The organism is Bradyrhizobium sp. 1(2017) (assembly GCF_011602485.2).
Lineage (GTDB): Bacteria > Pseudomonadota > Alphaproteobacteria > Rhizobiales > Xanthobacteraceae > Bradyrhizobium.
Genome location: NZ_CP050022.2, coordinates 2,100,150 through 2,125,024, shown reverse-complemented (window position 1 = coordinate 2,125,024; position 24,875 = coordinate 2,100,150). Strand labels below are relative to the sequence as shown.

General features: G+C 65.7%; 25 protein-coding genes and 2 pseudogenes. 10 read left to right on the top strand and 17 right to left on the bottom strand.

Annotated features, from left to right (window positions below; genetic code table 11):
- Positions 1-88: 88 nt before the first annotated feature.
- Positions 89-290, top strand: a pseudogene (locus HAP40_RS10155) (DUF2158 domain-containing protein).
- A 228-nt stretch (positions 291-518) separates the two neighbouring features.
- On the opposite strand, the pseudogene HAP40_RS10150 reads toward HAP40_RS10155, so the two are convergent.
- Positions 519-710: pseudogene (locus HAP40_RS10150) on the bottom strand (hypothetical protein); the annotation flags it as partial.
- Positions 711-914: 204 nt separating this feature from the next.
- Here HAP40_RS10150 and HAP40_RS10145 point away from each other — a divergent pair.
- Positions 915-1,133 (top strand): hypothetical protein, encoded by a 219-nt coding sequence (locus HAP40_RS10145; RefSeq protein WP_166817937.1) that lies wholly within the window; start codon positions 915-917, stop codon positions 1,131-1,133.
- Between the two features lie 421 nt (positions 1,134-1,554).
- On the opposite strand, the gene HAP40_RS10140 is transcribed toward HAP40_RS10145, so the two are convergent.
- The 5 genes from HAP40_RS10140 to HAP40_RS10120 all read right to left on the bottom strand — a co-directional run bounded on the left by HAP40_RS10140 (position 1,555) and on the right by HAP40_RS10120 (position 4,503).
- Positions 1,555-1,737 carry a hypothetical protein gene (locus HAP40_RS10140; RefSeq protein WP_166817938.1) on the bottom strand — a complete coding sequence of 61 codons (183 nt, stop codon included), beginning with the start codon at positions 1,735-1,737 and terminating at the stop codon, positions 1,555-1,557.
- 425 nt (positions 1,738-2,162) lie between these two features.
- A complete protein-coding gene (locus HAP40_RS10135) occupies positions 2,163-2,573 on the bottom strand; it encodes a cupin domain-containing protein (protein ID WP_166817939.1) in 411 nt (136 codons plus the stop codon).
- A 47-nt stretch (positions 2,574-2,620) separates the two neighbouring features.
- Positions 2,621-3,073, bottom strand: coding sequence for a carboxymuconolactone decarboxylase family protein (locus HAP40_RS10130; RefSeq protein ID WP_166817940.1), 453 nt, complete (start codon positions 3,071-3,073; stop codon positions 2,621-2,623).
- A gap of 51 nt (positions 3,074-3,124) precedes the next feature.
- Positions 3,125-3,658 (bottom strand): YkgB family protein, encoded by a 534-nt coding sequence (locus HAP40_RS10125; protein ID WP_246741132.1) that lies wholly within the window; start codon positions 3,656-3,658, stop codon positions 3,125-3,127.
- A gap of 35 nt (positions 3,659-3,693) precedes the next feature.
- The gene (locus HAP40_RS10120; RefSeq protein ID WP_166817941.1) at positions 3,694-4,503 is read right to left on the bottom strand and encodes an SDR family NAD(P)-dependent oxidoreductase; all 810 of its coding nucleotides are present in this window, start codon (positions 4,501-4,503) and stop codon (positions 3,694-3,696) included.
- Between the two features lie 115 nt (positions 4,504-4,618).
- On the opposite strand from HAP40_RS10120, the gene HAP40_RS10115 reads away from it, so the two are divergent.
- Complete coding sequence (locus HAP40_RS10115; RefSeq protein WP_166817942.1) at positions 4,619-5,551, top strand: LysR family transcriptional regulator; 933 nt, start codon at positions 4,619-4,621, stop codon at positions 5,549-5,551.
- A 38-nt stretch (positions 5,552-5,589) separates the two neighbouring features.
- Here HAP40_RS10115 and HAP40_RS10110 read toward each other — a convergent pair whose 3' ends face one another.
- The 6 genes from HAP40_RS10110 to HAP40_RS10085 form a co-directional block, all read right to left on the bottom strand.
- Positions 5,590-5,796 carry a caspase family protein gene (locus tag HAP40_RS10110; RefSeq protein ID WP_246741133.1) on the bottom strand — a complete coding sequence of 69 codons (207 nt, stop codon included), beginning with the start codon at positions 5,794-5,796 and terminating at the stop codon, positions 5,590-5,592.
- A 633-nt stretch (positions 5,797-6,429) separates the two neighbouring features.
- Positions 6,430-7,026: a hypothetical protein gene (locus HAP40_RS10105; protein WP_166817944.1), complete on the bottom strand. Its 597-nt coding sequence runs from the start codon at positions 7,024-7,026 to the stop codon at positions 6,430-6,432.
- Positions 7,023-7,820, bottom strand: coding sequence for a molybdate ABC transporter substrate-binding protein (locus HAP40_RS10100; protein WP_166819558.1), 798 nt, complete (start codon positions 7,818-7,820; stop codon positions 7,023-7,025). Before HAP40_RS10100 ends, HAP40_RS10105 begins: the two co-directional genes overlap by 4 nt.
- Entirely contained in the window at positions 7,820-8,647 is an 828-nt protein-coding gene (locus HAP40_RS10095) for an extracellular solute-binding protein (protein WP_166817945.1), read from the bottom strand. The genes HAP40_RS10100 and HAP40_RS10095 overlap by 1 nt, the downstream gene beginning before the upstream one ends.
- A gap of 19 nt (positions 8,648-8,666) precedes the next feature.
- Positions 8,667-9,389 carry an ABC transporter ATP-binding protein gene (locus tag HAP40_RS10090; protein WP_208024949.1) on the bottom strand — a complete coding sequence of 241 codons (723 nt, stop codon included), beginning with the start codon at positions 9,387-9,389 and terminating at the stop codon, positions 8,667-8,669.
- Positions 9,390-9,391: 2 nt separating this feature from the next.
- Positions 9,392-10,084 carry an ABC transporter permease gene (locus HAP40_RS10085; protein WP_166817946.1) on the bottom strand — a complete coding sequence of 231 codons (693 nt, stop codon included), beginning with the start codon at positions 10,082-10,084 and terminating at the stop codon, positions 9,392-9,394.
- Positions 10,085-10,157: 73 nt separating this feature from the next.
- Between HAP40_RS10085 and HAP40_RS10080 the strand changes: the two genes are divergently transcribed.
- Positions 10,158-11,042 carry a helix-turn-helix transcriptional regulator gene (locus tag HAP40_RS10080; protein ID WP_166817947.1) on the top strand — a complete coding sequence of 295 codons (885 nt, stop codon included), beginning with the start codon at positions 10,158-10,160 and terminating at the stop codon, positions 11,040-11,042.
- Between the two features lie 16 nt (positions 11,043-11,058).
- Here HAP40_RS10080 and HAP40_RS10075 read toward each other — a convergent pair whose 3' ends face one another.
- From HAP40_RS10075 to HAP40_RS10055, 5 genes are read right to left on the bottom strand one after another with little or no spacing between them, the layout of a single operon-like run.
- On the bottom strand, positions 11,059-11,829 hold the full coding sequence (locus HAP40_RS10075) for a sulfite exporter TauE/SafE family protein (protein ID WP_166817948.1): 771 nt from the start codon (positions 11,827-11,829) through the stop codon (positions 11,059-11,061).
- On the bottom strand, positions 11,826-13,082 hold the full coding sequence (locus tag HAP40_RS10070) for a CCA tRNA nucleotidyltransferase (protein WP_166817949.1): 1,257 nt from the start codon (positions 13,080-13,082) through the stop codon (positions 11,826-11,828). Before HAP40_RS10070 ends, HAP40_RS10075 begins: the two co-directional genes overlap by 4 nt.
- A gap of 10 nt (positions 13,083-13,092) precedes the next feature.
- On the bottom strand, positions 13,093-13,353 hold the full coding sequence (locus tag HAP40_RS10065; protein ID WP_166817950.1) for a DUF6111 family protein: 261 nt from the start codon (positions 13,351-13,353) through the stop codon (positions 13,093-13,095).
- On the bottom strand, positions 13,350-14,021 hold the full coding sequence (locus tag HAP40_RS10060) for a CoA pyrophosphatase (protein WP_166817951.1): 672 nt from the start codon (positions 14,019-14,021) through the stop codon (positions 13,350-13,352). The genes HAP40_RS10065 and HAP40_RS10060 overlap by 4 nt, the downstream gene beginning before the upstream one ends.
- A complete protein-coding gene (locus HAP40_RS10055) occupies positions 14,018-14,629 on the bottom strand; it encodes a DUF1285 domain-containing protein (RefSeq protein ID WP_166817952.1) in 612 nt (203 codons plus the stop codon). The genes HAP40_RS10060 and HAP40_RS10055 overlap by 4 nt, the downstream gene beginning before the upstream one ends.
- A 290-nt stretch (positions 14,630-14,919) precedes the next feature.
- On the opposite strand from HAP40_RS10055, the gene HAP40_RS10050 reads away from it, so the two are divergent.
- The 6 genes from HAP40_RS10050 to HAP40_RS10025 all read left to right on the top strand — a co-directional run bounded on the left by HAP40_RS10050 (position 14,920) and on the right by HAP40_RS10025 (position 24,855).
- Complete coding sequence (locus tag HAP40_RS10050; protein ID WP_166817953.1) at positions 14,920-15,918, top strand: AAA family ATPase; 999 nt, start codon at positions 14,920-14,922, stop codon at positions 15,916-15,918.
- Positions 15,918-16,862 (top strand): DUF58 domain-containing protein, encoded by a 945-nt coding sequence (locus HAP40_RS10045; RefSeq protein WP_166817954.1) that lies wholly within the window; start codon positions 15,918-15,920, stop codon positions 16,860-16,862. Before HAP40_RS10050 ends, HAP40_RS10045 begins: the two co-directional genes overlap by 1 nt.
- Complete coding sequence (locus HAP40_RS10040) at positions 16,859-19,672, top strand: DUF4159 domain-containing protein (RefSeq protein ID WP_166817955.1); 2,814 nt, start codon at positions 16,859-16,861, stop codon at positions 19,670-19,672. The genes HAP40_RS10045 and HAP40_RS10040 overlap by 4 nt, the downstream gene beginning before the upstream one ends.
- A 7-nt stretch (positions 19,673-19,679) precedes the next feature.
- Positions 19,680-21,743 (top strand): hypothetical protein, encoded by a 2,064-nt coding sequence (locus HAP40_RS10035; protein WP_166817956.1) that lies wholly within the window; start codon positions 19,680-19,682, stop codon positions 21,741-21,743.
- Positions 21,744-21,880: 137 nt separating this feature from the next.
- Positions 21,881-22,300 (top strand): DUF2946 domain-containing protein, encoded by a 420-nt coding sequence (locus HAP40_RS10030; RefSeq protein WP_166817957.1) that lies wholly within the window; start codon positions 21,881-21,883, stop codon positions 22,298-22,300.
- A 143-nt stretch (positions 22,301-22,443) separates the two neighbouring features.
- Complete coding sequence (locus HAP40_RS10025; RefSeq protein WP_166817958.1) at positions 22,444-24,855, top strand: TonB-dependent receptor; 2,412 nt, start codon at positions 22,444-22,446, stop codon at positions 24,853-24,855.
- Positions 24,856-24,875: the final 20 nt, after the last annotated feature.

The following is a 24,875-nucleotide window of genomic DNA, read 5'->3' as shown; positions in this document are numbered from 1 at the left end:
GCCACCGGCCGGACACGGCCGTTGGTGATCACGCTGTCATGACCGACTGCTAGCCTCGTCCGGCTCGATCAACTCGGAAGGACAATCCATGGAATTGAAAGCCGGCGATGTCGTGATGCTGAAATCCGGCGGCCAGCCGCTGACGGTCGCGGACGTGAAGGAGGACGAGGTGCTCTGCCTCTGGATGGGCATGGAAGGCGATCTGTTCCGGGAAAAGTTGCCGCTCGCCACTGGTGCAGGTGGAAGAAGAGGACGACGAGGACGAGGATGAAGACGACGATGAGGAGTAAGCACGTCTAGGAAACGCGTCCTCGTTAGATCGGCGCGTTTTCGCTCCGGCCCGCAGCAAAAAGGCCCCAACCTCAGGGCGGCGAGGCTGGGGCCTTATTCCAGCTGCCTTGGGGGAAGGCAGCTTTTGGCCCAGGAGACAGGCCAACGAAAAAATTTGAACGAAACAATTTGGAGATGGCGATGCGCGCTTGCTTCTCGCTTCGGTGTCAGCGGCCGATATCGGTCTTGCCATTGGGGCTGCCGTCCCCGCCGCCGTTGCCTTTGCCGTTGTTCCCCGCCGGGCCGCCGCCTGATTTGGCAATTGCGTCTGACGTGAGGGACGTCGACAGCAGGAGCGTCATGGCCGGAGGCGTCACGGCCGCGAACCGTCCGCAGGTCTTCAGGAACTCGCGGCGATCATCATCTGTCGATCTGTTCATCGCATTTACTCCCGGGTCAGGCGACGCGATTTAAGTCCCCGAGTATGATTAAATCAATCAGTATTATCGGGTTCCGTCATAATTTCAAAAAACATTTAATGAGTGCAGCGCAGCTTGCTGAATGTAAGTGCGAACAGCTGCCGGATTTGCCAGAATTTCCCGGCGACCAGCGCCGGGCGCTATCCAGAAATCAGGGGGCCGACAATGCAAGCCTTCAGCTGCGCACATGACGTTGCTCTCCTTCAGGAACGATTCGAATTGCTAGCTTCTCAAATGGCAGAGCTGGAAGAGTTGCGGATGCGAGTGCTGATAGCCGAGCAGACGATGGAGAGCACCGGAGCAGAGAGCATGGCGGAGCGGCTAACGACCGTTGGCCGTGAACGGCAGGGTGCGTCAGTCGGCGACATCGGACGCTGGCATTGAACAAATTTGGTTGCCCGCGGCCATCCATGGCCGGCAAGTTTGCGCAGCATGAAACCCCGCGATGAGCGCGGCGGTTCCGAGCCCCTCGGAATGTTTGCCAGATTTTCCCGTTCTCCGTGTGCAGGGCTTTAGTCAATGGAGGAGAGAACGATGCCTGTATTAATTCTTTGGGCCGTACCGGCCGTCGTGGTGCTTGGCGGCGGAATCTATCTGATCAGCCATATGCACTAATCATTGTAATGACGGTCATTGCGATCCTTTCCATTGCCCGGAACCGCAATGGCCTTCCGCCGCCGCCCGATATCGGGTGGCGGCCACTTACGATTGAGATGTCCACCTTCGGCCTCTCGCAGCCTTGATCTCAAAAGGAATGACTGCGCCGCTCAGCGCGCAACCGATGAGTGCCATCAACAGGATCATCTCAAGCACGCTTTTCCGCCTCGCTCGCAATTGCCTTCTCGACCTCCCCGGCGAGGGTGTTGAGGTGTTCGGCCAATCGGTTGAATAGCTCGCGCTTGTGAGGTGCGGTAGCAAGATCCCGGATGAGCGCGCACTCCGCGGCTTCCGTCCGCAGCTTTTCCGCTTGCGCTTGCATGTCCTTCATGACGGTCCCCCTGTTCGCGAGTCGGCGAAGACTCAAGCTTTGCATGTTTTTCCCGATAGCAAAACCTCATTGAGTCTGCGAACCGAGGCACGCTCAGGGGCAGCAGGCCTCGTCCAGCTCCTGCTGACTAAATGGGCTCTGCGAACTAAGGGTTGTGTCGGTGCGTCGAGCGGTGTCGGGCGGCCAGCCCGGGCCGATATTCGGGACCGTTAGCTTGGGAACGTTCGCGCGATTGCCACGTTATCCCGACGCCCTTCCCCAAGGGTAACCCCAAGTGAAGTGGCCCCAGCTCGACCGCCCCCCTGAGAGCTGGGGCCTTTTTTTGACACACGAAGACCCCAGCTCGTTCCCGAGCGGATTTCCATGTGACCCGAGACGGCGTGGACTGGCATTCTTGACCTTTGGGAGCTCATATGCGCGACGCCTCACTTGCCGAGCGTCAACAGTGGCTTGCCTGTCTCGACGATGTAGGTCGCGAGCTCCGCCGCGTTGCCGGTGCCGACGTTCTTCACCGCGTGGTTCGTCCCATAGGGAATGAGCAGCACGTCGCCGGCCTTGAGCACCACCGGCGCCCTGCCATCGAGCCGATATTCGAGCTCGCCTTCGATGAGATAGACGAGCTCTTCGCCCGGGTGGCTGTGCCTGGCGGCGTCCACGCCAGGAGGAAAGTCCACGCGCACCTGGATGACCTCACGTCCGGAGACGCTCAGATTCTCCCTCAAGAGATGGGTGCGCTTGATGTCGCCAAGCGACGGTTCGCCGGCCCGAGCTCCGAACGGAGCCCAGATGGCCGCGGCGATCAGCGCCGCGGCGGCGATGCTTAGATGCGCTTTCATGGCAGGTGCCTTTCGTTGCTTGAACGTCGTGGCAGAGACTGGGGCGGTTACGCGGCAATGGCCGGAGGTGTCGCGCGGAAGCTGATGGCCATGCGGTTGTAGGCGTTCATCAGGCTGATCGCGATCGTGAGGTCCACAAGCTCACGCTCATCGAACACGGCGCGTGCGGCCTGGTAGGCTTCTTCCGGCACGTTGGTCTCCGCGACGCGCGTGACCGTCTCGGCCCATGCAAGGGCTGCGCGTTCGCGTGCATCGAAGAGATCGCCGGCCTCCCGCCACGCCTGAACCAGCGCAAGCTTCTCGATGCCGACGCCCTTCTTGAGCAGGTCGCGGGTGTGGGTGTCGAGGCAGTAGGCACAGTTGTTGATCTGCGAGATCCGCAGGTAGACCAGTTCGACCAGCGCAGCAGGCAGCCTGCTCTGCATGACGTAGCCGTAGACGCCGCCCAGCGCTTTCACGCCTGCAGGTGCAATCTGGTTGTAGTCGAGACGCTTGCTCATTGTCGTGCTCCATGATGCGTTGTTGAATGACCGGATTTCCGGTCAGGATGCTCATGTGCGAATGACCGACTTCAGCGAGTCCGCGAAGACCCAGAACGAGGCGGCGAACAGGCCGACGTCCTTGAGGAGGAATTGCCCCGGCGCCACGGTGATCGCGGGCACTCCGAGCTCCGGAACCACGACGCCCGGCGTCGAGACCATGAAGCTGAGCGTGGTGACGAACAGGCCGGCCGAGAGAAGGCCGCCGGCCGCGGAGAACAACGGGCTCGCCAGCCGCAAGGCGATCAGGAGCCCGATGCTCAGTTCGACGAAGCCGAGGAAAGTGGAGAAGCCGCGCACCGAGAACACGGCATAGAACCAGCTCAGCAGCGGGCTGTTCTCGACCAGCGGCACCAGCCCCTGGGCTTCGTAGTCGGTGAACTTCATCCCGCCAAACCAGGCGTAGATGATCGCGAGCGACACATAGAGACCGATGCGGCTGACCGGTTCGGCGTAAGCGAGCACGCGTTCGGCCTGGTCGCGCCAGCGGATGGTGAGGCCCAGTGTCATGGGCGAGATCGGCAGCTCAGTGATGATGCGTGACATGGTAATCTCCGTTTGTCATGGGTGTGGATGGCCGCTCACGCGTTGACAGGCGTGTGCAAATTGTAGCGGGGGGCAGCAATGGCGCTCGACAGCTTGTCCGTCATGGCAAGGCGCGCCGTCTCGTGGCGATCCCATTCCGCCTTGTCCGCCAGCGAGGGGATCGTCACGGTCTCACCGAGGTCGAGACCGGCGAGCGCCGCATCGACCATGTCGTCGGCTGACATCACGATGGCTGCCGGCAATTGGTGAACCGGGGTGCCGGCGACGTCCCAGAATTCGGTCGCAGTGGCGCCCGGCAGCACCGCCTGCACACGAACGCCCTTCCCGGCGAGCTCGTGAACGAGCGACTGGCTGAAGGCGAGCACGAACGCTTTGGTGCCGCCATAGACGCCGTTCAGCACCTCCGGCGCGATCGCGACGATGGACGCGATGTTGATGATCGTGCCGTGGCCGCGGGCGACAAATCCCGGGGCCGCTGCATAGGTCAGGCGCGTCAATGCGCCGACGTTGAGGCGGATCATGTCCGACATCTTCTCGACGTCGGAGGCGATGAGCGGCGCGGCGGAGCCGACGCCGGCGTTGTTCACCAGCATCGAGATGCCGGCATTGGCCTTCAGGATCTGCTCGACGCGCTGCAGGTCGGCAGTCGACGTGAGGTCGGCCTCGACCGTCTCCACGTGGCGCCCGGTCTCGTTGACGAGCCGGCGCGCCAGCGATGCGAGGCGCTGCCGGTTGCGTGCAACAAGAATGAGGTCGTAACCGCGCCTGGCGAGGCGATCGGCATAGATCGCGCCGATGCCGGTCGATGCGCCGGTGATGAGGGCCGTGCCTTTTGACTGGGTCATGTCCGTCTCCGTTGGTTGGCTGACTTCGTTGTGTCGGGAGAGGAATAGGCCCTTCCGAAATTGATGGGTATCTGGCAAAATCGAGATGCATCCTTCCAAAAAATGGAAGCAACAAATGGACCGTCTCGAAGGCATGTCGATCGTGTTGGCTGTCGCGGAGGCTGGCAGCCTGTCGGCGGCGGCCCGCCGTCACAAAATGCCGCTGGCCACGGTGAGCCGGAAAGTCTCCGAGCTGGAGGCGCACCTGCGCACCAAGCTGTTCAACCGGTCGAGCCGCGTGCTGGTCCCGACCGACGCGGGGCGCTCCTACATCGCTGCGGCCAAGCGGATCCTTGCCGATGTCGGCGAAGCCGAACGTGTCGCCTCCGGCGAGTACACGACGCCCCGCGGCGACCTGAGCGTCACGACGCTGGTCGCACTCGGTCGCCTATGCCTGCAGCCGATCCTGGCGGAATTCCTGGTGGCATTCCCGGAGGTGGACGTTCAGCTCCACCTGCAGGATCGCACGATCAATCTCCTGGACGAACACATCGACGTCGCTCTTCGCGTCGGCGAGCTCGCCGACAGCAGCTTGATCTCCGTCCGCGTCGGGGAAATCCATCGTGTGGCCTGTGCCAGCCCGGCCTATCTGAAAACGCGCGGGACACCGAAGTCCCCCGACGACCTCTCCATGCACGACTGTGTCAGCTATCCGCCGATGCAGTCGCCGACGACGTGGCGGTTCAAGCGCGAGGGGACCGAATATGCGGTGCCGGTACGCTCGCGCTTCATCGCAAGCAGTCTGGAGTCGGCCGCCGATGCCGCGCGCGCGGGCACAGGAATCACCGTCGCATTCTCGTATCTGGTCGCGGACGCCGTCAGATCCGGGGAGCTGGTGCCGCTCCTGCAGGGCTTTCAGCCGCCACCGCAACCCGTCAGCTTCGTCTATTCGCCCAATCGCTTCATGCCCGCCAAATTGCGCGCCTTTCTCGACTTCGCGGCACCGCGCGTCAGGGCGCGCCTCTCGGACAACCCCAGGGAATTGCTGCCGCGGCGGACGCGGCAGTAACTGGCGCCTGGGCCGGATCGCTTCCTCACTTGCGTCGCTCAGAACGAAGTGAGGGCGCCTTCGCGGGACTGTTCGATGAAGTCGCGCAGCGCGCGCCTCATATCGGCGACTTTCAGGTCGAGGCGCAGATCGACGAGATCGAAGCCGGCAGCCTTCAATGTATCGGCCACGAGTGCTGCATCGCTGGAGGGATTGCCGAGCCGCGCGACCTTTTCATAAGCGGAATTGCCGATGACCAGGGCCACGCGCTTCTCGGCAAACGCTGATCCCGCCCCCAGTCCAACAATCCACAAAGCCAAAAAGATGCTTCGAAATAAAGCCATCGCCCAGTCCCAGGCTGCCCCGAAGACGACCTACATGCCCTTGAAGTTACAACCGCTCTGTGATCGCCGTCACTCGACTTGGGAATGAGGACCATGGGGGCGTCGTCCGCGGCTAACGTTCTCTCGGCAAGGAATATCTGATGGTCAGGGACGCGCCGTATCCTTTTCTGGGCCGTGACACGATCTGGTCCTTGGCTGGATTCAATTCGTCGTACATGGCCTGGCAACAAGACGGCATTTGATGATTCATCCCGGGGTAGTCGCCCAGCCTTCGGTGGACCTTGCCCGAATTCACTTCGATGGACGGTGTTCCGCGAAGCTCAGCCGCCCGAAACAACCGCCTGATCTCATCGCTGAATTGCTTCTTGTCAGGCAAGCTCAGCCCCGAGACTCTTCAGGTGATGGTCAAAATCGATGCGGCGGCCTTCATCGGCCTGGGCAAGCCTGATCCAGCCGTCAGCAGGCGGAAGCCCCGATTTCGGCCCTGGAGCTCTATCGCTGTTGGCGTGAACCATGTGCTCGTTGCGGCATGAAAACACAGACGGGGAAGAGCGCTCAGCGAGCCGGGCCAGCCACGATCGACATGACATCGACCGAAGCGCCGCTGATCTGGAGCACGATTGGATTTGACGCAACGTCGAAGCGGATGGACTTCCTCAAGCCAGGGCAGTCGCTTCGGCCAGTGCTCCCGATCGATCGCGCGTAGCCGCCGTTCTGCACGACATCGACCCAAGCCTCATCCGACAGTGTCACTTGATACACACCCGCTTGCGGCGGCGCCGGAAGGCGCACGATACCCCCGCGCCAATTCTCGATGCGAGACTTGCGTTCGGGCTGCATCACGAACTCGGCATCCGCGGACGGGCGCAGGAGCAGCTTGAATGCCTGGCCCGAGCCGGGTTCGATGGACGCTCCGGACGCAAGTGCCGGCTGGCCCTGCGCGCTCATGGCTTCGCGCTCTTGCATGACCGGCCAGGCGAATTTGCCACAGCCGTCTTCGGCCCGAGCGGCGCCCGTGCACACACAGAATGCAAGAGCAGAAGCGAGTGCCAGGCGCCCCTTCGATTTGATCCGCGCTCGACTTTGGTTGTCCATTTTGTGATCCGCCTTCTGTCCGCTGCACCAGACAGTCCAATCGATCTCGACCTTCACCTTTGACCAGGCGCAAAGCCGTGGCGCGTGAGAATGTTCTGTCCGGTCGGCGAGAGAATGAATTGCGCGAAGTGCTCGGCCGCAGAGGACGCACCCGCGACCACCGTCAGACCATAGTCCGCACCGACGGCGAGGTTTTCGGGCAGCTCCACGACCTGCTGATCCCCGCTTTGCTTTTGCGCCTCGCGGGCAGCGGTGCAATACGCAAGGAAGATGTCCGCACGTCCCTCCGCGACATGCCAGCCATAAGCGTTTCGACCGGCCGGCGGCGCCGCACTGCTTGCATTGCCCGTGAGCTGCAGCGCCTTGCTTTCCAGTACGGCTTGCGCCCCGGCCCTGCTTTGCTCGGCCTTGGCGAACACCTGAAACGCATAGTCGCCCGCCGGGTCCGCCTTCGGCGTCGAGGTGCCGAGCTTGATTGCCGGGTCGAGCATCCGATCGAGCACGCTCGCGCTGTCGACCTTCAGCCCGGGCCGGACCAATGCGCACAGCCGATTGCGCGCGAACAACAGCACCGCACCGCTCCTCTTCGCGGCACTCAGCGCCTGCGGATGCACCATGTTGGCCGAGGCGAACACGTCGGCCTTGGCGCCTGCGGCGATCTCATCCTTCAAGATGCCCGAGGGGCCATACTTGGCCTCTACCCCGGTGCCGCTCTCCGCCTCGAACGCCTTCGCCATGTCGGTCAGCGCGGCGCGAAGACTGCCCGCGGCGTACAGTTGAACGGTCTCGGCGCGGGCTTCCGCCGTCATGGCGATCACGGCCAGGATCGCGACTGAAATCGCCGCGCGCATCACGCGCCCGGGTCCTTTGCGTTGGCATAGAAGAGCTGCTCGCCGTTGATCTTGTAGTCGGCGATGGCTTTCTGCCCTTCCGGCGAAACCAGCCAGTCAATGAATTGCTGGCCGAGCTCCTGCTTCACGTTCGGGTATTTCTGCGGGTTCACCAGGATGACGCCGTACTGGTTGAACAGCCGCTTGTCCCCTTCGACGACGATCGCGAGCGGGCCACGGTTCTTGAACGAAAGCCACGTACCGCGGTCAGCGAGCACATAGGCATTGGACGCCGAGGCGGTGTTGAGCGCGGCGCCCATTCCCTGCCCGATCTCCTTGTACCAGGCGCCCTTGTCCTTCGCGATGTCGACGCCGGCAACGGTCCAGAGATTGAGCTCGGCCTGATGCGTACCCGATTTGTCGCCCCTCGAGATGAATGCGGCGCCCTTCTCCTTGATCGCCTTGAGGGCGGCGACAATGTCCTTCGTTCCCTTGACGCCGGCCGGGTCACTCTCGGGACCGATCAGGACGAAGTCGTTGTACATCACGGGGTAGCGCTTCACGCCGGCCCCTTCGGCCACGAACTTCTCCTCCGCCGCCCTGGCATGGACGAATACGACATCGGCATCACCGCGGCGGCCCGTATCGAGCGCTTGTCCCGTTCCCTGAGCGACCACCCTCACGGCAATTCCGGTCTTGTCCTTGAACAGCGGCAGGATGTGGCCGAACAGGCCGGAGTCCTGGGTCGATGTCGTCGAAGCGACCACAATCGACTTTTCCTGTGCAAAGACAGGCCCGCCCAGCACAACACAGGCGGCGATCGCAATCAGGTGGCGGCGGTTCAGCATTTTGATCTCTCCGTCTCGATCATATGATCAGTTCTCCGGCGACGAACTTCCTCGCCTCGACAGTTTCGGGCGCATTGAAGAATGACGACGCAGCGGTCGTTTCAATGACGCGGCCGCGGTGAAGCATGACGATGTCACCCGCCAGCCGGCGGGCTTCGCCGATATCATGGGTCGACATGACCACTTTGATTCCGCGTTCGCTCACGGCGCGGATCACATCCTCGACGGCCTTGGTCGCAGCCGGATCGAGGCTCGCGGTGGGCTCATCGAGGAAGAGCACCATGGGATCGCGAGCGAGCGCGCGCGCAAGCGCGAGGCGCTGCTGCTCGCCTCCTGACAACCGGCGGGCAGGACGGTCGGCGACGTGCTTGAGCCCGACGAGGCCGAGAACCTCATCAGCGCGACGCTTCCATTCTGCGCGCGGCACGCCCGCAACGCGCAAGGCGTAACGGATATTGCCGCTCGCGCTACGCCTGAGCATGACCGGGCGCTGGAACACGATGGCACGCCGCAGCGGGGCAACGTCGGTCCGGCCACCCCACGTGATGCGCCCGCGCGAGGGCGGCACCAGCCCCATCGCAGCGCGCAGCAGCGTCGTCTTCCCGGAGCCGTTCGGGCCGACGATGACGGTCGGCGTCCCCATGGTCAATGTCAGCTCAATACCGTCCAGGATGGTCACCGGTCCCGCCGAGAAGGACACGTTCTCAAATCGAATCGGAAGCTCGCTGGACGGCGCACGCATGCTCATCCTGCCAATCGCTCGCTCGCGCGCCGTGCGGTCCACGCGAGAATGTTGACGGCGATCACGATCGTGATCAGCACGATGCCGAGGCCGACGGCCAGAGGCAGATCGCCTTTCGAGGTTTCCAGCGCGATTGCCGTCGTCATCGTGCGGGTGAAACCGTCGATGTTGCCGCCAACGATCATGATGGCGCCGACCTCGGCCGCAGCCCGGCCGAAGCCGGCAAGCAGCGCGGTGATGAGGCTGAAGCGGGCGTCCCACACGAGCGTTGCCACCCGGCCGACCGCACTGACGTTCATGGCCGTCAATTCGTCCCGATACTCGGTCCACATGTCCTCGATCGTTTGCCGCGTCAGCGCGGCGATGATCGGGGCGACCAGTATCGTTTGCGCGACGACCATGGCCGCCGGGGTGAACAGCAGGCCCCATGACCCGAGCGGCCCCGAGCGCGAGAGCGCGAGAAAAACGCCCAACCCGACCACCACCGGCGGCAGCCCCATCAGCGCGTTGAGCAAGACAATGGTGGCCTGCCGGCCCGGGAACCGGGTGAGCGCGAGCAGCGCCCCAAAAGGCACGCCGAGGATGGCCGCAAGCGCCACAGCGGACAGGCTGACGGCCAGCGAGAGCCGCACGATGGCGAACAGCGCCGGATCGCCTGCAAGCACGAGTTCGAACGCGGACATGTTCTCAGCCATATGCAATATTGCGCTGACCGTCCCATTATGGTCAAATTCGGAATCCCTTCAGGAATTTGCAGGTATATTCCGGATGCGTGAGCTACTCACGACTGATGAGGCGGCTGAATACCTTCGCCTTTCGGAGCGCAAGCTCTACGAACTGGTGGCAAAAAACGCCGTCCCCTGCACCAAGGTGACCGGCAAATGGCTGTTCCCGCGCGCGGCACTCAACCGATGGGTGACGGCCGGCATGGCGCCGACCCCGATATCGCGAGAACCGGCGCCACCGATCGTCGGTGGCAGTCATGATCCGCTGCTGGAATGGGCGCTTCGTGAAAGTGGCTGCGGATTGGCGAGCCTTCCGGAAGGCAGCGGGGAAGGATTGCGGCGGCTGAGCTGTGGCGAAGTCATGATTGCCGCAATCCACCTTCACGCCCTCGACGAGGACAGGGAGCAAACCAATGTTGCCAGGATCGCCGCTGCCCAAGACCTGAGTGACGCCGTCGTCATCGCTTTTGCCCGACGAGAGCAAGGCATGATCGTCGCGCCAGGCAATCCGCTGAAGCTTGGCGATCTTGCCTCCGTCGCGAAGTCCGGAGCGCGCATGGCGCAACGACCCCACGGTGCCGGCGCCCAGCTTCTCTTGATGACATTGCTCGCCCGCGAGGGCATCGCAATCGGCGAGCTCGCACAGCAACAGCCCGTTTGCGCAACCGGAGATGAAATCGGCCATGCCGTGCGCTCGGGAAGGGCCGACTGCGGAATTGCAACCCGCTCCGTTGCGCGCACGGCGGGGCTCGATTTTGTGCCGCTGACCTGGGAGCGCTTCGATCTGGCGCTCAGGCAGCACGATTATTTCCTGCCACAGCCACAGAGGCTCTTCGGCTTCTTTCGTTCAGGCTCGTTCAATGAAAGGGCGCAAGAATTGGGTGGCTACGACATCACCGATATCGGTCATGTCCGGCTCGTGAACTGAACGAACTGCAATCCATCTACGCCACGAGCTGCCTCGCCGACGCCGAGATCATCACGAGGCCACCCGTGATCACGGCGGCGTCGAGGATCGCGGCGTGGATGTGCACCGGCATCCGCTCGACAAAGGCCTTTGCCAGGAACGCGCCGGGGATCGCGATCGCGCCGATCAGCAGCGCGAAGGCGAGCACCTGCGCGGTGACGGCGCCGGCAAGTCCGAACACCGAGATCTTGATCAGGCCGGTGCCGAGCGAGATCATCGCGTCGGTCGCGATCACGGCGGCGCCTTCGAGGCCTGCGGCCATCAGCAGCGAGAGCAGGATCACGCCGGAGCCCGAGGTGCCGCCGACCAGCACGCCGTAACCGACCGAGCCGGCCGCAAGGCCGCCATCGCCGATTCGGACCTCGCGGCGGCGGAGCACGCGGCGCAGCGGCACGCTCAGGATCAGCATGGTGCCGATCACCAGCGCCGCGCCTGCATTGGTCAGCCGCGTATAACCGTAGGCACCGAGCGCCGTCGTGAGCGCCGCGCAGGCGAGCACGATCAGCGCGCGGCGGCGGTCGGCATAACGAAGATAGGCGAGTGCACGGCTCGAATTGGTGAGCATCGCCGAGATTGCGATGATCGGCACCACGGGCTCGGCGCCGACCAGCGGCACCAGCACCAGCGGCATCAGCGCGCCGGTGCCGTAGCCGGCGAGACCGCCGATGATCGAAGCAAACAACGCCATCAAAGCGACCAGCAGGAGCTGGAAAATCGAGATGTCGGCGAAGCCTGAAACGATGGTCACGTTCTCTCATCGCGGCTGATGCGAGCCGCAGCTTGATCGGCGATGGCAGCGAGCGCGGCTTGCTCTAGTGGAAAATCCGCCGCAAGCCAAGCGTCCTCGGCGAGCGTCAACACGTGTCCGAGCGAAGGCCCCTCCGTCATTCCGCGCGCGATGAAATCTGCGGCCTTCAGCGGGAATTTCGGCGCAGTCCAGCGCTGCGGCAGCTCGGCGAGCGCACGCCAGCGCGTCGAGGTGACGTCGCCGCCAGCTCGCGCCCAGCCCAGCAACACGCGATCGTGATAGCGCTCCGCGCCGAGCCGGTAGAGCAGCCGCCGTGCACTAGCCTCGTCCCTGGTGGCCAGGCGCCACCAGCGATGCCCCATCGAATCCAGCGCCTTGGTCTCGGCATTGGAGAGTCTCAGGCGCGCGGCGAGGCGCTTGGCATCTTCGGTCACGGCGACCGTCAGCGCGGCGAGGCGCCGCGTGCTGCTGGCAGTGAGGCCGAGCTCGCGCTCGATCGCCATCATCGCCGACAGCGGCCCGGTATAGACGACACCTCCGGTCAGCGCCTGCAGCAAGCCGCCCTCGGCCATGGCCAGCGCGGCCGCGGAGGCACCGCCGGCCACGAGCAGCTTGAGCATCTCCATGCGCACCCGCTCGGCCGACAGGGCGGAGAGGCCCGACCGTCCCCTGATGCAGGCGAGATAGCCGTCGCGGTCGGGATCGCCGGCACCGAAGGCGGCGTGGATGCGGAAGAAGCGCAGGACGCGCAGATAATCCTCGGCGATGCGCTGGTCGGGATCGCCAATGAAGCGCACGCGTCGCGCCTTGGCATCCGGGATGCCGCCGACATGGTCGTGGACGACACCATCAGCGTCGACCGACAGGCCGTTCATGGTGAAGTCGCGCCGCTCGGCATCCTTCACCCAGTCGCGGCCGAACGCGACCTTGGCCTTGCGGCCGAAGGTTTCGGTGTCCTCGCGCAGCGTCGTCACTTCGTAAGGCTTGCTGTCGATGACGAGCGTGACGGTGCCGTGATCGATGCCGGTCGGCACGCTCTTGATGCCGGCGGCCTTGGCGCGCCGCATTACTTCGTCCGGCAACGCCGTGGTCGCGATGTCGATGTCACCGGGCGCGAGACTGAGCAGCGCGTTGCGCACCGCACCGCCGACCACCCGCGCCTCCTCGCCGTCCGCATTGAGCAGTTGCAGGACGCGCGCGGTCCCGCCTGCGGTCAGCCAGGGCGCATCGGCGAGTAACGGCTCCGCGCTCATCGTCCAGCCCCTATTTTTGCAAGCCCGGCACGAATTTGCCGTTCTCGACATGCGCGGGAACGTAGGTCGAATCCGGCCCGGCGCCGTAATGCGCCATGCCGATCATCCCCGCGATCACCAGCACCATCGCGACCAAAGCGAGTCGCGCGACGACGGTGACCGGCCAGGACGATCGCGCGAACAGGCCAGACCGGGTTGCGGCCAGGAACAGCGCATAGACGACAAAGGGGATGAGGAAAATTCCGATCTCGGTGAGAACCGGCCGGATCATGATGAATAGATCCGCTCATAAAGCACGCGCAGCATACCGGCCGTCGCCCCCCAGATGTAGCGCTCCGCGAACGGCATCGCGTAATAGGACCGCGGCATACCGCGGAATTCCTTGCTGTGCACCTGGTGGTTCACCGGGTTCATCAGGAAGGATAGCGGCACTTCGAACGCGTCATCAACCTCGGAATGGTTGATGGTGAGCGAAAAGCCCGGCCTGACCCTTGCGACCGTCGGCAGGATGCGGAAGCCGAAGGCGGTGCCGTAGAGATCGAGATAGCCGATCGGCTCGACGAAATCTCTGGACAGCCCGACCTCCTCCTCGGCCTCGCGCAGCGCCGCATCGAGCGGCGAGGAATCGGTCGCGTCGATCTTGCCGCCGGGAAAGGCGATCTGGCCGGCATGGTCGTTGAGATGCGCCGAGCGCTGCGTCAAGAGAATGGTCGGCTCGGGATGGTCGACCACCGCGATCAGGACGGCTGCGGGGCGCACCGGCTGCTCGCGCGCGATGATCTCGAGCATCTTGTCGGTGCCGGGATCGCCCGAGGCCGGAATGATGTTGGGATCGTAGAGGCCGGGCGGGACGTCGAAATCCAGCCTCGCCTTCGAGCGGGCAAAGAAATCCGCCGCGCCGATCACGGCCGGATCGTCTTTTAGAATAGGCTTGTTCAAAGCGCGGCCCTCACCTGCTCCGCGTCGGCCATGGCGAAGAATTCGCCGGCCGACTCGACGCCGAACATCGGCTGGCCATCGACCATCCGCTCCTCGCCCATGTCAACCAGATCGTAATAGAGCGCGCGGGTGACCTTGGCCCAGAGGTCGGCGCGGACATGCAAGTATGGCGTCAACCCGCCGTCCTTGGCCTGCTCGAAGCGCAGCCGGTGCGCGGCGTCGCAGGTGAGCCAGTCGTCGACATTGGTGCGGAAGCTCAGCACGCGATCGCCGCCCTCACCGGCCTGCAGCATCTCGACCGCCATGAACGGCGCGTCGTCGACACGAATGCCGACCTTCTCCACCGGCGTTACCAGGAAATGCTTGTCGCCCTCGCGCTTGAGGATAGTCGAGAACAGGCGGACCAGCGCGTGACGGCCGATTGGCGTCCCCAAGTAGAACCAAGTACCATCGGAGGCGATTCGGATATCGAGATCGCCGCAGAACGGCGGATTCCACAGATGCACCGGAGGCAGGCCCTTTTTGGCACCTTCGGCACTGGCGGCACTTTTGGCGGCGGCAGTCAGCCCCTCGAGACCGCGATCGGCACTCTGCCCTTGGTTCGCCATGGTTTGCCCTGACTTTGTCATTTGGCACGGATGTTATTTGGCACGATTGGTGCAGGTCTACGTTGTAAGTTGGCGCTGGGTTCCATCCCGGATTAGTCCGGTGTGGGAGGTCGCCACTTCGTGATGCCGTACATAACCCGAAGCCGATAAGGTGGGGATAGGTTAATTCAACGAATACATGGCCTTCCTGCAAGTCTAGCATGGGGCCCATGACCTGACGTGATGACCTGAAGTGACGCAGTGACGTGACGACGCAAGCAAGCCGCGTGGCCGGCTGAAGGAGCGAGCGAATGGCGGAGAGTGTCGAGAAACTCGAGGACGGGATCGTCCGTTCGGCCGAGCAGGTGTCGGGCCAGATTCGCGCGGCGAAGGAGGCCATCGCATCCGTCATCTTCGGCCAGGACCGCGTGATCGAGAACACGCTCGTCACCATCCTCTCCGGCGGTCACGCGCTCCTGATCGGCGTGCCCGGCCTCGCCAAGACCAAGCTGGTCGAGACCCTCGGCGTCACGCTGGGGCTCGATGCCAAGCGCATCCAGTTCACGCCCGACCTGATGCCGTCGGACATTCTCGGCGCCGAGGTGCTGGACGAGAGCACCGCAGGCAAGCGCGCCTTCCGCTTCATCGCCGGTCCCGTGTTCGCGCAGCTCCTGATGGCCGACGAGATCAACCGCGCCAGCCCGCGCACGCAATCGGCGCTGCTGCAGGCCATGCAGGAGCAGCACATCACGGTCGCCGGTGCACGCCACGATTTGCCGAAACCCTTCCACGTGCTCGCCACGCAAAACCCGCTGGAGCAGGAAGGCACCTATCCGCTGCCCGAGGCGCAGCTCGACCGCTTCCTGATGGAGATCGACGTCGACTATCCCGATCGCGATGCCGAGCGCCGCATCCTGTTCGAGACCACCGGCGCCGAGGAGACGCTGGCGAGGGGCGCGATGACGCCCGACGCATTGATCACGGCGCAGCGGCTGATCCGCCGCCTGCCGGTCGGGGATTCCGTGGTGGAGGCGATCCTGTCGCTGGTGCGCTCGGCCCGTCCGGGTCCCGACGCCGGCGAAGCCGGCAAGTTCATCGCCTGGGGCCCCGGCCCGCGCGCCAGCCAATCCCTGATGCTGGCCGTACGCGCACGCGCCCTGATCGACGGGCGCCTAGCGCCCTCGATCGACGACGTGCTCGACCTCGCCGAGCCCGTGCTGAAGCACCGCATGGCGCTGACCTTCCAGGCGCGCGCCGAGGGCCGCACCATTCCGGACGTGATCCGGCAATTGAAGACGCGGATCTGTTGATGGCGGCGGAGAACGGGCACACAGCGAAGGAGATCATCGCGATCCGACGTGCCGATGGCGAGAGCCGTACGCTCGCCGCGTCGCTGCCACGCCTGGTGCTCGAGGCCCGCCGTATCGCCGCCAACGTCATCCACGGCTTGCATGGCCGCCGCCGCGCCGGCTCCGGCGAGAATTTCTGGCAGTACCGCCGCTTCATCTCGGGCGAGCCGTCGCAGAACGTCGACTGGCGGCGCTCGGCGCGTGACGACCATCTCTACGTCCGCGAGCTCGAATGGGAAGCCTCGCACACGGTCTGGATCTGGCCGGACCGCTCGCCCTCGATGGCCTTTGCCTCGAAGGCAGCGCGCGAGTCCAAGCTCGAACGCACGCTGATCGTCGCCTTCGCGCTGGCCGAGCTGCTGGTCTCCGGCGGCGAACGCGTCGGCATTCCCGGGCTGATGGCACCCACCGCGAGCCGCAGCGTGATCGACAAGATGGCGCAGGCCATGCTGCATGACGATGCGGACCGCCTGAGCCTGCCGCCGTCCTTCGTGCCGTCGGCGCTCGCCGAGACGATCGTGCTGTCGGATTTCTGGTCGCCGATCGCCGAGATCAGGGCGACGCTCGCGGGACTCTCCGGTTCCGGTGCACATGGCACGATGGTGCAGGTCGTCGATCCCGCCGAAGAATCGTTCCCCTATTCCGGCCGCGTCGAATTCGTCGAGCCGGAAGGTTTCGGCGTGATCACCGCCGGCCGCGCCGAGAGCTGGGCGCAGGACTACACCGCGCGGCTCGCGCTGCACCGCGACCAGATCCGCGCCGAGACCAGCAAACTGGATTGGCTGTTCACCACGCACGCGACCGACCGCTCGGCCGCCGAGCTGTTGCTGTTCCTGCATGCCGGCATGCAGGTGAGCAAGTCCGGCGCCCGCACCACGACGATCAAGGCGGGGCCGGCCGCATGATGGGATTGCCGCTCGCCTTTACCGAACCCTTGCTGCTGATCGGCCTCGTCAGCCTGCCGGTGCTGTGGTGGCTGCTGCGCGTGATGCCGCCGCGGCCGCGCCGGATCGAGTTCCCGCCGACCCGGCTGCTGTTCGACATCGCGCCCAAGGAAGAGACTCCCTCGCGGACGCCGTGGTGGCTGACCGCGCTGCGACTGCTCGCGGCGGCACTGGTGATCTTCGCCGCCGCCGGCCCGATCTGGAATCCGCAAACAGGCGCCGCCGGCAGCCAGGCGCCGCTGATGATCATGTTCGACGACGGCTGGAGCGCGGCCTCGCACTGGGACGTCAGGATCAGGGCCGCCGACGAGCTGATCGCCAACGCCGACAATGACCGCCGCGCGATCGCGCTGGTGCCGCTGTCCGAGCCGAACCGCGACATCACGCTGATGCCTGCGGGCGCGGCCCGCGTCGCGCTGCGCCAGCTCGCGCCAAGGCCCTATTCGATCGACCGCGTCGAGACCCTGGCTGCGATCGACCGTTTCCTCAAGACGACCGGCGATTGCGAGATCGCCTGGCTCTCGGATGGCGTCGACACCGGCCGCGGCGAGGAATTCGTTTCTGGCCTCGGCAAGACCATCGGCGATCGCAGCCTGACGATATTCGAAGGCGGCACCTCGGCGCCGCTGGCCCTTGTCGCGGCCGAGAACGCCGCCGCGAAGATGACGGTGAAGGTGCTGCGCACCGACGGCGGCATTGCAGCGGGCACCGTGCGCGCGCTGGACCAGAAATCCTCGCCGATCGGCGAAGCCCGCTATTCGTTCGGCCCGCAGGACAAGGAAACCGACGCGTCGTTCGATCTGCCGGTCGAGCTGCGCAACGACATCACGCGGCTCGAAATATCGGGCGAGCGCGCCGCCGGCGCGGTGCAGCTGCTCGACAAGCGCTGGCGCCGCCGCGCCATCGGCATCGTGACGGGCACGACCAGCGAGACCGCGCAGCCGCTGCTGGCGCCGACCTTCTATCTCACCCGCGCGCTGTCGCCGTTCGCCGACGTACGGCTCGCCGACAAGGGCTCGCCGCAGCAGGGCATCACCCAGTTCCTCGACCAGAAGCTGCCGATGATCATCCTCGCCGATGTCGGCACCATCGCCCCCGAGCTGCGCGAGCGCCTCAATGCCTGGATCGACCAGGGCGGCGTGCTGGTGCGGTTTGCAGGGCCCCGGCTGGCGCAGGCCGAGGACGATCTCGTGCCGGTCAAGCTGCGCAAGGGCGGCCGCACGCTCGGCGGCAGCCTCACCTGGGAGAAGCCGCAGCATCTGGCCTCCTTCGCCGCCGACGGTCCGTTTGCCGGCGTCGCGGTGCCCAAGGACATCACCGTGAGCCGCCAGGTGCTGGCCGAGCCCGACGCGGTGCTCGCCACCAAGAGCTGGGCCTCGCTGGAAGACGGCACGCCGCTGGTCACCGGCGAGCATCGCGGCAAGGGCCTGGTCAGCCTATTCCACGTCAGCGCCGACATGCGCTGGTCGGATCTGCCGATGTCGGGCACCTTCGTCGAAATGCTGCGTCGGGTGGTCGACATGTCCGGCTACACGTCCAAGCCCGGCGCCGGGGTCGCGAGCGAAGCGACCGCCGAGACGGTGGCGCCGCTGCACATTCTCGACGGCTTTGGCGCCTTCGGCCCGCCGCCGGCGACTGCAAAGCCGCTGCCCGCGGACTACCGCGACCGCGCCACACCCGATCATCCGCCGGGCTTCTATGGTCCGGCCGAAGGACCGCTCGCCGTGAACACGCTTGCTAGCGCCGACCGTATCGCAGCCCTGAACACCGCGAGCCTGCGCGCCCGGCACGCCACCTACACCAATGCCGAGCCGCGCGACTTGCGCGGCTGGCTGCTGTCGACGGCGCTCGCGCTCTTCCTGGTCGACGCCATCATCGTTGCGCTGCTCGGCGGCGGCCTCGCCGCGCTGCTGCGCCGCCGTGCCGCGCCGGCGATGATCGTGCTCGGGCTCGCGCTCGGCGGCCTTCCGGCGCTGGCCCCCACGCCGGTGCGCGCCGACAGCGCGTCCGACGAGTTCGCGATGAAAGCGGTGTCGCAGACCCGCCTCGCCTATGTCGTGACGGGCAATGCCGACGTCGATTCCATCGTCAAGGCCGGCATGAACGGGCTGACACTGTTCCTGGCGCAACGCACGGCCCTCGAGGCCGGCGATCCCGTCGGCGTCGATCCCGCGCGCGACGAGCTCGCCTTCTTCCCGCTGATCTACTGGCCGATCGTGCCCGGCGCGCCCAAGCCGCCCCAGGACGCCATCAACAAGATCGACGCCTACATGAAGCAGGGCGGCACCGTGCTGTTCGACACCCGCGACGCGATCGAGGCACCGCCCGGCGCGAACGGCGCGGCGCAGACCCCGGCCATGCGGACGCTGCGCGAGATCCTGTCCTCGCTCGATGTGCCGGAGCTCGAGCCGGTGCCGCGCGAGCACGTGCTGACCAAGACCTTCTACCTGCTGCGCGACTTCCCCGGCCGCTTCGTCACCGGCCAGACCTGGGTCGAGACCCTGCCGCGCGACGAGGACGAGGACAGCACGCAGCGCCCGGCGCGCGGCGGCGACGGCGTCTCGCCGATCATCATCACCTCGAACGACCTTGCCGGCGCCTGGGCAGTGCGGCCCGACGGCCAGGCCATGCTGCCGGTGACCGGCGGCGACAGCCGCCAGCGCGAGTTCGCCTACCGCGCCGGCGCCAACATCGTGATGTACACGCTGACCGGCAACTACAAGGCCGACCAGGTGCACGCTCCGGCGCTGATCGAGCGGTTGGGGCAATAGGATCGTCATGAATTACGGCATCGCGTTCACCCCGCTTGTTCCCGCGATCGTGCTGTGGCTCGCGCTCGCCGCGATCGTCGTCGTTGCGCTCGTGCTGCTGCTCGCGCGGGCGCGCGGCGCGGCCGTACGCGTGGCCGCGCTGGCGCTGTTCCTGCTGGCGCTCGCCAATCCCTCCTTCACGCGCGAGGATCGCGATCCCCTCACCTCGGTCGCCGCCGTCGTGGTCGACAAGAGCCCGAGCCAGAATTTCGGCAACCGCAACCGCGAGGCCGCGCAGGCGCAGGAAGCGCTGGTCGACAGCCTGAAGAAGATCAAGGGGCTCGAGGTCCGCGTCGTCGACGCCGGACAGGCCGACGGCGAGACCGACGGCACGAAGCTGTTCGGCGCCCTCGCCTCGGCCCTGGCGGACGTGCCGGTCGACCGCGTCGCCGGCGCGTTCCTGATTACCGACGGCCGCGTCCACGACATTCCGGCGAACGCCGCCGCGCTCGGCTTCCAGGCGCCGGTGCACGCGCTGGTCACCGGGCAGAAGGACGAGCGCGACCGCCGCATCGCGATCACGGCGGCGCCGCGCTTCGGCATCGTCGGGCAGACCCAGACCATCAGCTATCGCCTCGACGACCAGGGCGTCTCCGGCGAGCGCGCCAAGGTCACGGTCCGCCGCGATGGCGAGGTCATCAACGAACGCACGCTGTCGAGCGGCCAGGCCGCCAGCGTCGACGTCGACATCAAGCATGCCGGCCCCAACATCGTCGAGATCGAGGCCTCGCCGCTCGAACGCGAATTGACGCCGGTGAACAACCGTGCCGTCGTCGCCATCGACGGCGTGCGCGACAAGCTGCGCGTGCTGCTGGTCTCGGGCGAGCCGCATTCCGGCGAGCGCACCTGGCGCAATCTGCTCAAGTCCGACGCCAGCGTCGATCTCGTGCATTTCACCATCCTGCGGCCGCCGGAGAAGCAGGACGGCACGCCGATCAACGAATTGTCGCTGATCGCGTTTCCGACCCGCGAGCTGTTCCAGCAGAAGATCAACGAATTCCAGCTGATCATCTTCGACCGCTATGCCCGCCAGGGCGTGCTGCCGATCGCCTATTTCGACAATATCGCGCGCTATGTGCGCGGCGGCGGCGCGGTGCTGGTCTCGGCCGGTCCCGATTACGCCTCCAACACCAGCATCTGGCGCACGCCGCTGGACTCGGTGCTGCCGGCCGAACCCGTCGGCGTGACGGAGAAGCCGTTCTATGCGCATCTGTCCGACATCGGCAAACGCCATCCCGTCACGCGCGGATTGGAGGGCTCGGCCAGCGAGCCGCCGCGCTGGAGCCGGTTCTTCCGCACCGTCGATACCCGCAATGCGGTCAACCCGCCGGTGATGACCGGCGTCGACGGCAAGCCGCTGCTGTTCCTGTCGCGCTTCGGCGAGGGCCGCGTCGCGCTGCTGCTGTCCGATCACATCTGGCTGTGGGCGCGCGGCTATGAAGGCGGCGGCCCGCATCTTGACCTGCTCAGGCGGATGTCGCACTGGCTGATGAAGCAGCCCGATCTCGACGAAGAGGCGTTGCGCCTCCAGGTGCAGGGCAAGAACCTCGTCGTGGTGCGCCAGACCATGTCGGACAGCGTTCAGCCGGTGAACGTGACCTCGCCGTCCGGGGTGTCGCACGACCTGACGCTCGCGGCTGCCGATCCCGGCGAATGGCGCGCCAGCCTGCCGGCCAGCGAGCTCGGCCTGTGGCAGGCGACCGACGGCACGCTGAAGGCCCTGATCAATGTCGGCCCGACCAATCCGAAGGAGTTTTCGGAAGTCACCTCCACCACCGACACGTTGAAGCCACTGGCGCAGGCGACCGGCGGCGACGCCGTCCGCGTGGCCAGCGGCTCCAGTGTCGAGCTGCCGCGGATCCTGCCGGTGCGCTCGGTGGGCATGTTCCATGGCGAAGGCTGGATGGGCGTGCGGATGCGCGATGCCAGCGTGGTGAAAGGCGTCGGCGTGCTCCCGATCTTCGCCGGCGTGATCGGCCTTCTGCTGCTGCTCGGCGCCTTCGCCGCGACCTGGGTCCGCGAAGGGCGCTAGTTGCCCGAACGACACATCGGGTCAATGGCCTGCATGCGCCGATCCGCCCGCCGTTGACATCTCTCACCGATCTGGCGATGTTACATTGTAACATCGCGGCGTCCTGAATTTGACGCCCCGGTGTGGGGGCGTTTCAGATGAAGTGGTTCCGGTCGAATATCAGGCACGGCGCCCGGCTCGCGTTGTTCGCGCTGCTGGTGCAGTTCGCGCTGACGTTCGGTCACAGCCATTGGTTCGCACAGGCCGCCCCCCTCGCTCAATCCGCGCTCCAGCACACCGATAGCGGCGCCAAGGACGGCAACAAGGGCGATGCCGCGATCGACCGCACCGCGGTCCACAAGCCAGCGCCCTCAAGTCCCGACCGCGAGCATTCGGGCGACGATGGTTGCGCCATCTGCGCCATCATCGCGATGGCAGGCACCGTCGTATCGGCGACGCCGCCCGTGCTGCTGCTGCCGCAGGCGATCGAGCTGCTCCACCGCAGCACAGATGCCGAATTCATCCATCTGAAATCGGCCGGCACGGCATTCCAGCCGCGCGCCCCTCCCGCGTCCTGACCTCCAGCGCTTGATCACGCCCAGCCTCGCCGCGCATCGGCGAATCCCTGGGACAAGTTTGAAGTCGAATTCCGTCGCGCTGCGACGGCAGGCCGCCTCCGATCAACAGACAACATGCGGACGGCCTGACTGGAATCAGGACCATGTCATTTCAATTGCGACGCGCGCAGCGTCTTGGCGGAGCAAGCCTGCTCCTGCTCGCCGCCGCCGCCGCCACATCTGCGTTCGCCCAAGAGCGGGCACAAGAACCGGTACAAGCGCCGGCACAACAGCCTGCGCAAGACAAATCGTCGACCGAGCTCCCCTCCGTCACCGTGACGGCGCCGAGCCCGATCGTGCGCAGGGCGGTGGTGCCGTCTCGCACCGCAGGCCGCGGCACGCGGACCGCGCGGGTTCGCAACCGTGCGCAAACGGCGGAAGCAACGCCGGCCGCCCAGGCGCCCGCCGCGCCCCAGCAGGGCGTGCTGCCGGTCGTGACCAACCAGTTCGCGACGGTCACCGTGGTGCCGAACGAGGAGATCCGCCGCGAGGGCGGCGGCCAGCTCGGCGATCTTCTGTTCTCCAAGCCCGGCATCACCGGCTCGAGCTTCGCGCCCGGCGCCTCCAGCCGGCCGATCATCCGCGGCCTCGACGTCAACCGCGTCGGCATCGTCGAGAACGGCACCAATGCCGGCGGCGCCTCCGACCTCGGCGAGGATCATTTCGTTCCGATCGACCCGCTCGCCACCAACCAGGTCGAAGTGGTGCGCGGGCCCGCGGCGCTGCGCTACGGCTCGACCTCGATCGGCGGCATCGTCAGCGCCACCAACAACCGGATTCCGGACGCGATGCCGGCTTGCGCGCCGTCGTTCCAGACCTACGGCATGCCGACCAAGGCCCCGCTCGCGAGCGCCTCGACCTCGCCTTGCGTCACCGCCGAGACCCGCACCGCCTTCAGCTCGGTCGACCGCGGCGTCGAAAGCGGCGTGCTGCTCGACACCGGCGGCGGCAATTTTGCGTTCCATGCCGACGTCTTTGGCCGCAGCACCACGGACTACGGCATTCCGAGCTATCCCTATCTGAACGACCAGACGCGCAGCATCACCAATGGTCGCCAGCCCAATTCGGCGACGCGCTCGGACGGCGCCTCGATCGGCGGCTCCTACTTCTTCCAGGGCGGCTATATCGGCGCGTCGATCACGCAGAACGACTCGCTCTACCACATCCCCGGCATCGACGGCGCCGACCACAACACGCGGATCGACGCGCACCAGACCAAGATCAACGTCAAGGGCGAGTACCGTCCCGACGCGGCCGCGATCGACGCGATCCGCTTCTGGGCCGGCGCAACCGACTACCGTCACAACGAGATCGGCCTTGCCGATCCCGCCGACCCCAACAGCGACGGCGTGCGCCAGACCTTCACCAACAAGGAGCAGGAGATCCGCACCGAGGTGCAGCTGATGCCGTTCAACGCGCGCTTCGCCGAGGTGACGACGGCGCTGGGCTTCCAGGTCGGGCATCAGGAATTGAGCGCGCCAAGCCCGGACAATCCCGGCACGCTGTTCAACGGCTTGTGGGACCCGAACAACAACACGCGCGTTGCCGGCTACGCCTTCAACGAGTTCAGGTTCACGGAGGCGACGCGGGCGCAGGTCGCCGGCCGCATCGAGCATGTCGAGCTGCACGGCACCACGCCCAATTTCCCGGCTGACTACCTGCCCGACGGCACGCCGCAGGTGGCGATCGCGCGCAATCCGTCCTTTACGCCGAAGAGCGGCAGCATCGGCCTGCTGCAGGACCTGCCAGGCGGCATGGTCGGCAGCATCACCGCGCAATATGTCGAGCGCGCGCCGAAGGCGGCCGAGCTGTTTTCGCGCGGCGGCCACGACGCGACGGCAACCTTCGACATCGGCAATCCGAACCTCACCATCGAGACCGCGAAATCGGTCGAGCTCGGCGTCCGCAAGGCGGCCGGACCGTTCCGGTTCGAGGCGACCGTCTATTACACGCATTTCGACAATTTCATCTATCGCCGCCTCACCGGCGTGTCGTGCGATGACGACTTTGCGTCCTGCGGCACGCCGGGCGCAGAGCTGAACCAGGCGGTGTATTCGCAGCGCAACGCCAACTTCCGCGGCGGCGAATTCCAGTCGCAGCTCGACGTCGGCGCCTTCCAGGGCGGCATCTGGGGCATCGAGAACCAGTTCGACTTCGTGCGCGCCACCTTCAGCGACGGCACCAACGTGCCGCGGATTCCTCCCTTGCGAATGGGCGGCGGCGTGTTCTGGCGCGACGACAATTGGCTGATGCGCGTCAACCTGTTGCACGCCTTCGCGCAGAACGACGTCGCCGAGATCGCGGAGACGCCGACCGCGGGCTACAATCTGCTGAAGGCCGAAATCAGCTACAAGACCAAGCTCGATCGCAACTGGTTCGGCGCGCGCGAGATGATGGCCGGCATCGTCGGCAACAATCTCCTCAACGAGAACATCCGCAACTCGGTGTCCTACACCAAGGACGAGGTGCTGATGCCCGGCATCGGCGTGCGGGCATTCGCGAACTTCAAGTTCTGATGTTGCTCAAGCCGGGGGTA